Origin of the sequence: Pseudohaemophilus parahaemolyticus (genome assembly GCF_938021905.1) — a bacterium.
Lineage (GTDB): Bacteria > Pseudomonadota > Gammaproteobacteria > Enterobacterales > Pasteurellaceae > Haemophilus_A > Haemophilus_A parahaemolyticus_B.
Genome location: NZ_CALIFA010000002.1, coordinates 1 through 9,127, shown reverse-complemented (window position 1 = coordinate 9,127; position 9,127 = coordinate 1). Strand labels below are relative to the sequence as shown.

The 9,127-nt window shown below is 39.5% G+C and carries 17 protein-coding genes; 9 read left to right on the top strand and 8 right to left on the bottom strand.

The window, feature by feature from the left end; genetic code table 11:
• Positions 1 to 427: 427 nt before the first annotated feature.
• Together QMF79_RS00105 and QMF79_RS00100 are read left to right on the top strand one after the other, a co-directional pair.
• Positions 428 to 727 carry a type II toxin-antitoxin system RelE/ParE family toxin gene (locus tag QMF79_RS00105; RefSeq protein WP_281772269.1) on the top strand — a complete coding sequence of 100 codons (300 nt, stop codon included), beginning with the start codon at positions 428 to 430 and terminating at the stop codon, positions 725 to 727.
• Between the two features lies 1 nt (position 728).
• Entirely contained in the window at positions 729 to 1,019 is a 291-nt protein-coding gene (locus tag QMF79_RS00100; protein ID WP_281772268.1) for an addiction module antidote protein, read from the top strand.
• A 98-nt stretch (positions 1,020 to 1,117) separates the two neighbouring features.
• Here QMF79_RS00100 and QMF79_RS00095 read toward each other — a convergent pair whose 3' ends face one another.
• The 4 genes from QMF79_RS00095 to QMF79_RS00080 all read right to left on the bottom strand — a co-directional run bounded on the left by QMF79_RS00095 (position 1,118) and on the right by QMF79_RS00080 (position 3,613).
• On the bottom strand, positions 1,118 to 1,570 hold the full coding sequence (locus tag QMF79_RS00095) for a hypothetical protein (protein WP_281772267.1): 453 nt from the start codon (positions 1,568 to 1,570) through the stop codon (positions 1,118 to 1,120).
• Between the two features lie 2 nt (positions 1,571 to 1,572).
• Positions 1,573 to 1,899 carry an STAS-like domain-containing protein gene (locus tag QMF79_RS00090; RefSeq protein WP_281772266.1) on the bottom strand — a complete coding sequence of 109 codons (327 nt, stop codon included), beginning with the start codon at positions 1,897 to 1,899 and terminating at the stop codon, positions 1,573 to 1,575.
• Positions 1,900 to 2,826 (bottom strand): hypothetical protein, encoded by a 927-nt coding sequence (locus QMF79_RS00085; RefSeq protein WP_281772265.1) that lies wholly within the window; start codon positions 2,824 to 2,826, stop codon positions 1,900 to 1,902. It lies immediately after the preceding gene.
• 118 nt (positions 2,827 to 2,944) lie between these two features.
• Positions 2,945 to 3,613, bottom strand: coding sequence for a S24 family peptidase (locus QMF79_RS00080; RefSeq protein ID WP_281772264.1), 669 nt, complete (start codon positions 3,611 to 3,613; stop codon positions 2,945 to 2,947).
• Positions 3,614 to 3,741: 128 nt separating this feature from the next.
• On the opposite strand from QMF79_RS00080, the gene QMF79_RS00075 reads away from it, so the two are divergent.
• From QMF79_RS00075 to QMF79_RS00050, 6 genes are read left to right on the top strand one after another with little or no spacing between them, the layout of a single operon-like run.
• Positions 3,742 to 3,945, top strand: coding sequence for a transcriptional regulator (locus tag QMF79_RS00075; protein ID WP_005709157.1), 204 nt, complete (start codon positions 3,742 to 3,744; stop codon positions 3,943 to 3,945).
• A gap of 53 nt (positions 3,946 to 3,998) precedes the next feature.
• On the top strand, positions 3,999 to 4,745 hold the full coding sequence (locus QMF79_RS00070; RefSeq protein ID WP_281772263.1) for a Rha family transcriptional regulator: 747 nt from the start codon (positions 3,999 to 4,001) through the stop codon (positions 4,743 to 4,745).
• Positions 4,742 to 5,515, top strand: a complete 774-nt coding sequence (locus QMF79_RS00065; protein WP_281772262.1) for a helix-turn-helix domain-containing protein — start codon at positions 4,742 to 4,744, stop codon at positions 5,513 to 5,515. Before QMF79_RS00070 ends, QMF79_RS00065 begins: the two co-directional genes overlap by 4 nt.
• Entirely contained in the window at positions 5,512 to 6,150 is a 639-nt protein-coding gene (locus QMF79_RS00060; protein WP_281772261.1) for a replication protein P, read from the top strand. Before QMF79_RS00065 ends, QMF79_RS00060 begins: the two co-directional genes overlap by 4 nt.
• 1 nt (position 6,151) lies before the next feature.
• Positions 6,152 to 6,592 carry a DUF1367 family protein gene (locus QMF79_RS00055; protein WP_374057558.1) on the top strand — a complete coding sequence of 147 codons (441 nt, stop codon included), beginning with the start codon at positions 6,152 to 6,154 and terminating at the stop codon, positions 6,590 to 6,592.
• 10 nt (positions 6,593 to 6,602) lie between these two features.
• On the top strand, positions 6,603 to 6,815 hold the full coding sequence (locus QMF79_RS00050) for a hypothetical protein (RefSeq protein WP_281772260.1): 213 nt from the start codon (positions 6,603 to 6,605) through the stop codon (positions 6,813 to 6,815).
• Here the strand turns inward: QMF79_RS00050 and QMF79_RS00045 are convergent.
• The 4 genes from QMF79_RS00045 to QMF79_RS00030 all read right to left on the bottom strand — a co-directional run bounded on the left by QMF79_RS00045 (position 6,796) and on the right by QMF79_RS00030 (position 8,773).
• Positions 6,796 to 7,071, bottom strand: coding sequence for a CRISPR-associated protein Cas2 (locus tag QMF79_RS00045; protein ID WP_281772259.1), 276 nt, complete (start codon positions 7,069 to 7,071; stop codon positions 6,796 to 6,798). The two genes, QMF79_RS00050 and QMF79_RS00045, sit on opposite strands and share 20 nt — an antisense overlap.
• Before the next feature lie 123 nt (positions 7,072 to 7,194).
• On the bottom strand, positions 7,195 to 7,827 hold the full coding sequence (locus tag QMF79_RS00040; RefSeq protein WP_281772258.1) for a BRO-N domain-containing protein: 633 nt from the start codon (positions 7,825 to 7,827) through the stop codon (positions 7,195 to 7,197).
• A gap of 301 nt (positions 7,828 to 8,128) precedes the next feature.
• Complete coding sequence (locus QMF79_RS00035; protein ID WP_111402158.1) at positions 8,129 to 8,557, bottom strand: type II toxin-antitoxin system HicB family antitoxin; 429 nt, start codon at positions 8,555 to 8,557, stop codon at positions 8,129 to 8,131.
• Positions 8,558 to 8,587: 30 nt separating this feature from the next.
• Positions 8,588 to 8,773, bottom strand: a complete 186-nt coding sequence (locus QMF79_RS00030; protein ID WP_039863182.1) for a type II toxin-antitoxin system HicA family toxin — start codon at positions 8,771 to 8,773, stop codon at positions 8,588 to 8,590.
• Positions 8,774 to 8,862: 89 nt separating this feature from the next.
• Here QMF79_RS00030 and QMF79_RS00025 point away from each other — a divergent pair.
• Positions 8,863 to 9,127 (top strand): recombination protein NinG (locus QMF79_RS00025; protein WP_281772257.1); only part of this gene is annotated, 265 nt, incomplete at its 3' end.

Here is a 9,127-nt window from a genome sequence, read left to right as displayed (position 1 = left end):
AAACAGCTTTAGTCTTCCATTCGTTTCGGGGCGGGTTGGTCGTTGTAGGCTTTGCCTCATTGATGAACTTTCCCTCACTCTCTGTTAAAGCCGTTTTAAATAACGCCTGATTTTTGTTATCAGGCTGTTTTGTTTTGATGGGCTTAGTTTAGTCAAAACTAAATAAAAAGTAAATAGATTATTTAGTTAAAATTAAATAAAAACTTAATGTAATTTAGTAAATAATTGATTTTAAAGCAGAAATTTTTTGCGAGGGGTGTTTGATTGGTGGTTTTTTGAACGGTTTAGACGAATTAAGCAAGATTTGAAGGGAAATAAGCAAGGATTTTGGTTAGGCGGATTTAAACGAAAGAATACAGAAAGATCAAGTTGTGAATTATAGTTCTCACAATCACAATATTAGGCTATAATAAGCCCATTCGGAGGCATTATGATTCAAATAAAATCGACCACCATCTTTAAACAATGGCTTGATAATTTAAAAGACTTGCGAGCAAGGGCAAAAATTCAAACCCGAATTAAGCGGTTGCAGATGGGTAATTTTGGCGATATAAAGCCTGTGGGCGAAGGGGTATCAGAATTACGAATTACGGAAGGCAAAGGTTATCGGGTTTATTTGAAAAACCAGAATGGCGTGATTGTGATTTTACTTTGTGCGGGCGATAAAGCCAGTCAAGAGAATGATATTAAAAAGGCGAAAGCCTTAGCGAAAGAATTAGGAGTGTAAAATGGTTGAATTGCAAGATTTTGAGATGGCGGAACATTTAAGAACAGAAGAGGAAATTCAGCTTTATTTAAATGAGGTGCTGAAAGAGGATGATGTGGATTTAATCTTGTCTGCTTTAGGTGATATTGCGAAAGCTCGTAATATGAGCCAGATTGCCAGAGAAGCAGGTGTGAGCCGTGAGGGGTTATACAAAGCCTTTTCAGGCAAGGGGAATCCAACCTTTTCAACCGTATTAAAAGTGATGCGGGCGTTGAATTTAACTTTTGAAGTAAAACAGGTAGCTCACGCTTGATCAATTTCGTGGTATTACGAAAATGATAGCCAAGGGAAAATTCTTTTTTTCAGGGAATTTTCCCCTTTTTTGCAAAAGAAAACCGCCACGAGTGCGGTTTATTTATATTTAGACTGAAAGGATTGGTAAATAATACTCGTACATTTCAAATAAGCTTGATCCATATTTGAAAATTGTTCCGTATTTTTCTCAGGCTTTTGTTTATTAGCCTTTTCAGCATTTAATGTTCCATAAAGATATAAATCAGATAAGGGGGCATCAATGTTATTTTGAAGAAGTTTTCGGTCGTTTTTCAGTATGTGAATAAGAAATTGAGCGAGGCTGATTTTCGATGAAAAACTCGCAACATATATGTGAGGATTTGGTCGAACTTGCTTATTATCTAAGAAAAAATGAGAAGCTTGAGCTTGCATTTCACTCAACATCTTAAGTAATTCATCAATCAACATCTTGTCTTCATTACGTTGAGCAAATATCTTAGCTATTTTATAGCTATACCATAATCCATAGATACTCACCACTAAAGCAAGAATAGCTATAATATCTGACACTGTTATGCCTCTCGTTGTAGCCTGTCGTTTTCTTCTTCCTCTAAAAATTTTTTAATCTGAATTTCGTACAAAGGAAAATTACTAATAATACGTAATTTTTTGAGGATTTCAGACAAGGTCATATTTTCATATCGGATTAACCCGCCAAAAGCTTCATGTAAAAAAGACGAGCCTGGTGGAGCAATGTCATGAAAATCAATAGTAACATCTTCCTTGCCTTCAAAAGCAGGTTTTAGTTTTTGTAAACGAAATCTTTTACCATTGAAAGCACCGTCTTCATCAGTTCTTCCATAAGGTGTTTTTGAAAATTCTGCAACTTTGATTAGCATTTATTGCTCCTCTAAAAGTGTAAGTGTCCAAGCAACAAGGGTGCCTCTTATAGGCATTTGTACCTGACTTGTGATACAAGTATCAGATGCATTATTATCTTTGTAATAGTATTGGTATATTAAATTGTCAGTATAGACGGTAAGGCTTTCTGTTTCAACTGCTCGACTGATAACTTGTTTAATATTTTCTGAGCCTTTTCCTCTTTTTCTATTGCTGTAACGAGTGTAACCTTCAGTCATCGCCTCTGTTAACCGCTTGGTATCATCAAGACTACTTTCTGGATAACTTCCTAAAATACCACACCCCATATCATAAATTAGGAATACAAACCTTCTTTTGCTCCGTTGATACCAGCTACATTGCCACCATCTTCCTTTGCCAATTTTATTGCGTAATGATTGCTTATTCGTGTATGCATGGTTTCTTACATTAAGAATAGCTTCACTTACTCCTTGATGCAGTAGAAATTGTTGTTCTATATCTATTTCTTCTTCAAGAATAGTTTCCCAATTACTCAAAATCATATCATCAAAGCGAGCCGCACAACCTGATTGATAAAAATTTCTTCCTTCCGTAAGTGCAATAATATCTTCTTCATTTTTTGCCTCTAATGCTTTATTTAGTCCAGTTAGAACAAAATAGGCATACCCATTAGGGTTTAATTCCTGTATTGGGTAAATGATCTTGAATTCTATTCTTTGTTTCTTACTGGCACTACGATAACGCATAGAATGTATTTGAGCAAATAACACAAGCGTGCTTTCAGCATAGGCTTCTACTGTATTTGATAAATCAATTGTGATATTAAAATTTTTCAAAAAATAGATTTCTAAGTCATTGATAAATTTTATACTTGCTTCTCGCTCAGACTCTTCATTCTCTGAAAAAGTGAAAACAACAGGACTATGTAATGTAATTGATTTCATATAATTCCTTTTGCTCAAGTGCTTAACTTAATAGCCCTACCCCAAAAATTCAACTTCTGGATTTGGTGGATATTACAAATAACTCCTATGCTCCACCGCTACGCTAATAATGTGGATGTTATAAATCTCTTGGATCAATTGGAAGAACTCGAACGAATTTCCCTATTACAATAGCTGTGTTAAATACATCTTCGGTAATATCAAATGGGTCATAGTTTTTATTATCCGATAATGCTCGATAAGTTCCGCCAGGAATTTTTTGAAGGCGTTTGATGTAAACTTCATTATCAATCGCAAAGATATAAATTCCTTCCCCGTAATAATTTCTCACGTTGGTATCAACGAATACCACATCGCCTTTATCAATGGTTGGACTCATACTATCGGTTGGGATATTAATCATAAACAGTCCATCATCTGTTTTCCTGCCAACAATTTCTAATAAACCGTCTAATGAAAAATAAATAGCTTGAATAACTTCTGGATACTCATTATTGATAATGCCACCAATACCGGCTTTAGCTTGTACATCTAACAGCTCAATTTTAAAACGGTGAGCATCGCTTGGTGTCGTGCTGATAGATGAAACAATCAAAGCTTCTAGTTCAGGATCTGAATCAAGATAAAAAGATGGCATACCATAATCTTGCTCAATACGTCTTGCGGCTCTTTCGCCAAAGGTTGCACCTTTTCTTAACTGTGAAATAAAACTTCTATCTTTTTTCGGGATAGATTGACCTTCGAACCATTTCTCTAGGTTTTTCAAACGAATTTCTGACTTGTCCATTTTATTCTCTCCATTGAAGATTTTTGTTTATTTTATTTAGTAACTGCTAAAGAAGAAAGAAAAATATTTACTAAATTTTTGATTTAGTCTAAACTAACGTTATTTATTTTAAACTAAACCAAACTCAAATGAATTTAGCAAAATTTTTAAACAAGAAACCTAGAGGATTTAAGACTGAATTTGCCAGAAAAATTGGCACATCACCGTCTTTCTTGAGGCAGGTTGAAACAGGTTACTCAAAATGCCCTTTGGAATTAGCCAAGAAAATTGAAAAGGAAACTGGCGGAAAAGTGAGAAAACACGATTTGCGTCCAGATGTTTGGGAAAAATAGGCAAATAAAAAACCCGTGCAGTAACACGGGCTCTATACAGGAATAAATCTTTAATGAAAACGACAGAATTATTACCGATTACAGAAAAAAATGCAAGTTTGACGATGAGTAGTCGTGAGATTGCGGAGCTTACACATAAAGAGCATAAAAACGTATTACGCGTTATTCGTGATTTAATTGAGCAAAATTTAGTCGCTCAAATTGAGCCACTAAAATTTGAGTATAGAAATCAATGGTTTGATTATTACGAATTAAACAAGCGAGATACTTTTGTTGTTGTCGCTCGCTTATCTCCTGAGTTTACCGCCGCTGTTGTTGACCGCTGGCAAGAGTTAGAAGCAAAACAAGCGGTGCAATTACCGCAGACTTTTGCTGAAGCCTTGCGTTTGGCAGCAGATTTGGAAGAGCAAAAACAGGCGTTGTTGCTCGAGAACCAGCAGCAATCAACACAGATTACCTCAATGGAAAGTTATTTCCGTAATGGCATTACTGCACCGCAATTTGCGAAAGGCTTGAATGGTGTGAATTCTCAGAAAATTAACGATCATTTGCAGCAGGTGAAATGGCTTTACAAAGATGGCAATAACGATTGGCGGGTGACATCTTACGCACGTGATCGCTATATGACGGAAGAGCCTGTGCCTATTTCACCACACGGCAAAGAGCCGTTTTTCACTTATCGCCCTGTGTTGCTACAAAAAGGGGCAGCCAAAATTTATAAGTGGTACACGCAACAGAAATTAACAATGAAATCCAATTGGAACAGTGAATTTACACAAGATAAGGCGGTGGGGCTATGAGTATGTTATTAACCGCTCAGGCAATGAAATTAAAAGTGGGTAATCCCACTCGTAAATTGGTGTTGCTGAAATTAGCGGACAATGCGAATGATAAAGGCGAATGCTTTCCAAGTTATCAGCATATTGCAGATCATTGCGAGGTAAGTCGTCGTTCTGTGATTTCACACATCGATGCACTTATCAAAATGGGATTGGTGGAGAAAAAATCACGCAAAAATCAGGACGGTTCAAGTTCGAATTTGTACATTTTGCACCTTGAAAAGGGTAGTGAAAATATTTCACCACCTAGTGAACGAATTTCACCCCCTAGTGAAAATGGTTCACTACCCCCTAGTGAAAATATTTCACCCATAACCAATCACTCTATTAACCAATCAATTAACCATATTAATTTATCGTTGCAGACGAAAACGCCTGCAACTTCGCCTGCCAAAAAATTCAGTTTTGCCGAAATGGATTTGGCGATGGCGAAAGAGATGTTTGCTCGCATTCAAAAACTCAACCCGAATCACAAGCAACCGAATTTTGAAGCGTGGGCGAATGATATCCGACTGCTAGGGGAGCGAGACGGCAAGAGCCATTCTGAAATCATTGAGTTGTTCGAGTGGGCAAATCAAGACCGTTTCTGGCAAGCAAACATTCTCAGCCCACGCAAGTTGCGAGAGAAATGGGATGTGCTGGTATTGCAACGCAACCGCCAAGCTAAACCTCGTGGGGATAACCTGAGCATGGAATGGAATACCGTTGAGGCGTGGGAGAACGTGCTATGAGCCAGTTGCAAACTATCACACAAAATCGACCGCTTGTGAACGAGACAGCTGAACGCTTGGTAAATCGGGTGTTCGAGCAGTTGCTGGCGAGTTGTCCGAGATTGTCGTATTACACCGCTGAGCAAGTGGCAACGGCTAAGCAACAATGGATTTTAGGCTTTGCAGAAAACGGGATTACAACCGTTGAGCAAGTTAAACAGGGTATGAAAGCCTTGCGAGCGAAGGAAGATGATTTTGTACCAAGTGTGGGGAAATTTATCGGTTGGTGCAAGGTGGTTGATTACACTCAGTTAGGTTTACCAACGCTTGAAAAACTGCTCAAGCGGTTAAATCACTTTGCCGCCTATGGACTTGAGGAAGCTGACAAATTCACGTTCAAAAGTGATGCGGAATACTGGTTGCTGACCGACCTCTACCAGCGAAATCGGCAATACGTTTGGAAAGAGGAAACGCTCCGCAACCAAGCTGAACAGGCGTTACTCAAGATGGCAAAACGAATTCAATCGGGCGAAACCTTGCCTAAGCCACAGATAGCCTTGCCCGAGAAATCGGAATGTTATATGCCGCCTCCTGAAGTAATCGCGGCAAGATTTAAGGAATTGAGAGGGAAATTGGGGAAACATCGTGCAACTTGAAATGCTCAAAATGGCAGGCGGTATGCTTGCCCCACTCGACGATATGCAAGCTGAAGCCTTGATGAAGTTCAAGACGGGGGAGCAGTACCAAGTGGAGATTAAACAGGTTCGCAATCCTGCTTTTCATCGTAAGGTATTCGCTTTCTTTAAGTTCTGTTTTGACCATTGGGCAGCGGATAAAACCGAATGGCGATATTTTGATGAACGTACGCAGTTCGACACCTTCCGCAAAAATCTGACGGTGCTAGCGGGCTACAAGGTGGCGAGTTATACGATTGACGGGCGAATGCGGGTGGAAGCTCAATCACTCTCTTACGGCAATATGGAGCAAGACGAATTTGAGCGGTGTTATTCCGCGTTAATCAATGCTGCAATGCAAAATATTTTTAAAGGTTGCAATGATGAGCGGATTTTAGACCGCTTGTATGCGTTTTTTTATTGAGGTGATGAATATGTGTGAACAAAACAAAAGCCTGTCTGAGACGGATAAGAACGACATTAAACAGGCTATTTTAAAAGCGGTTGAGAATGGAAATACCGATCCTGAAAATTTAGTTTGTCGCTTAATCAATGCGATAGAGCGTGTGAACAAACACAATTCTTGTGTTGTTAGCGGTATTTGTGGTGTAGATAGTCAAGGGAGTGCTATAAGTTCCAGCAGTTAAAAATATGTTCTTGAACTTCTTGCTTGAGTGATTTTGTCCACGCACAGCTATTCATTTCTGCTACGAAAAGAACATCATCGACATCTATGGTTTGTTCAAGAATGTTTTTGAGTTCAACTGTTGTCAGAGGCGATTTCACAAACCAAGCAGATTCATTGACTTTTGCCCAGTAAGGTGCAGTTTGGATTTTTTCAATAAGGGGAGAGTAGTTTCTATTTGGGGAATGCAGATCGTAGCTGATGAGATAGTTTTTCATAATGTTTTCCTCTTTATTTTGGTTGTAGCGAAAACATTATATTCCTCGAGGTTGTAGCAAACAAGAGAGGGCTTGAGCCTTGCAAGCATAAAGAAAGGCAAACCGCCCCGAAGGGCGGTGTGGTTAGAAGGAGCGACGTAGTCTGGCGAGTTCGATGTTTTTTGCGGTTTGCTCTCGTGTATGCGTTTTTAGGATAACTTCTACATCATCAAGGGCGAATTGCATATCTGAGACCAACTGATATTTGTAATCAGGTTTCGATAGTCGGAAGTATTCGATGTTTAATGTGTTGATGATGTCGTTCATCATTTTGCGGTATTGGTGGCAAAGTTCGCTTGCGTTTTTTGCCATATAGTAGAGGTTATCAAGCATTTGTACTTTGAGCGTGATTTCAAGCGGTCTGATTTCTTCCACGTTTTGCGAATAACTGCCTGTTTTGCGAATTTGTGGGAGGACTTCTTCAAAGACCCACGCTTCAAATCGTTCTGCTTCAGGTTTGCGAGATTTGATGATCAGGCGGTAAAGGTTCGGTTCGTTGATGAATGTGATTTCTTGATTTCCGCTTGTGGTAGGGGTGTAACGTTTCGTTACACCAGCTTCTTTACAGTGATCTTGCAATGCTTTTCTTGAGTTTTGATAACCGAGAATGTTGCAAACATCTGTGCCGCAAAACCAGATTTCGCCTTTCGGATCAGTAATTGTACGAACGGGAGAATTGTGGAAATTGAAGGTTGAAAGTTGATTTTGAGTTGTCATGTCGTTATTCCTTTTGAGGGAAGTCCCAATAATTGGGCGGTCGAGAGCTCAAAACTCGTAACGAATCGAGCGGAGTTATTCCCTTTCGGTGTTGTATTCCTCGCACTCTCGACCATTGAAAATAATTTGTATTTTTTGACCGCTTGTAATGAGCTAAGTAATGGTAAGGCTTAGTCCACTAAATTGCAGGCACAAAAAAATCACGCTGACGGGGTGAATTACCGTTCGTTATAACGGCTTTTGAGACCCTGTTAGAAATATCCTACGCTTGAATGAGGAGCTTGTCAAGCGTAGGGGAATGCTACTGACGTAACTCTTTTTGTGAGGCAATCGCTAAAAAGTGGCTACGGTCTTTATAAATCGGGTTGCTTGCGACACGGCTATCAATGCGTTTGATGAGGTATTCAGGCAAGCTGATGTTAATGCGGTGGCGTTTACCTTGATAAGCAGAAATATCAACATCAAGCAGAAGCCAAGTATCGCAATAGTTGAAATCTTCAAGCGTTTGATAGTGGCGATAGCCTTTATCTTGTAGTTCGTTGATATCTAAGCCGTCTTCAAACATCATTTCTAAGATGGAATGAATGGCATCAGTGGCTTGGGTTGGAATTTCTTCAAGGGTATCTGCAGCACTAAAGCAATCATATTTTTCAGTAGAAAGTGCTGGCACGGCAATGCCGTAGGCTTCGTTTTCGTTTGCTGGGGTTTCAATGCCGATAGTAAATAACATGGTTGCTCCTTTGGGTTAAGCTCGGCAGAGCTATAAAAGCCCTGCCGATTTTTTGATGGATCTCAATGTGCCGATTGGAACGTGTTGCTTTGGGTGTGGCACGGGGAACGTCTTCCCTGTGATGGGCGATTTCCAAATTTGGTGGTCTCCCTTACCGTGTCGCTCAAACGTGCAACCTGCTTTTTTAAGCTCCTTGATTAAGTCGCTGGATCGCATGCTTATCTCCTTATGTCTTAATCGGGAATAATTATACACAAGTATACACACAAATGCAAGTTTTTATTTTAATTTAGTGAGGGAAGTTGATGAGAAATAAACCACCCAAACAGCATCAATGCAAAGAGTGCGGCGGTTACTATGTGAAGTCGCAATCCACTCAGCAGGTTTGCTCGATGAAATGTGCGATTGTATACAGCAAGCGGAAAGCGGAAGAAAAACGCAAAAAGCAAGAGAAATCAGACCGCTTGGAAGCAGGGCGAAGAATGCGAGCGAGAAAAGAGGCTTTGAAAAGTCGCTCTGATTGGCTGAAAGATTTGCAGCGTGTGTTTAATGAATTTATCCGCTTGCGTG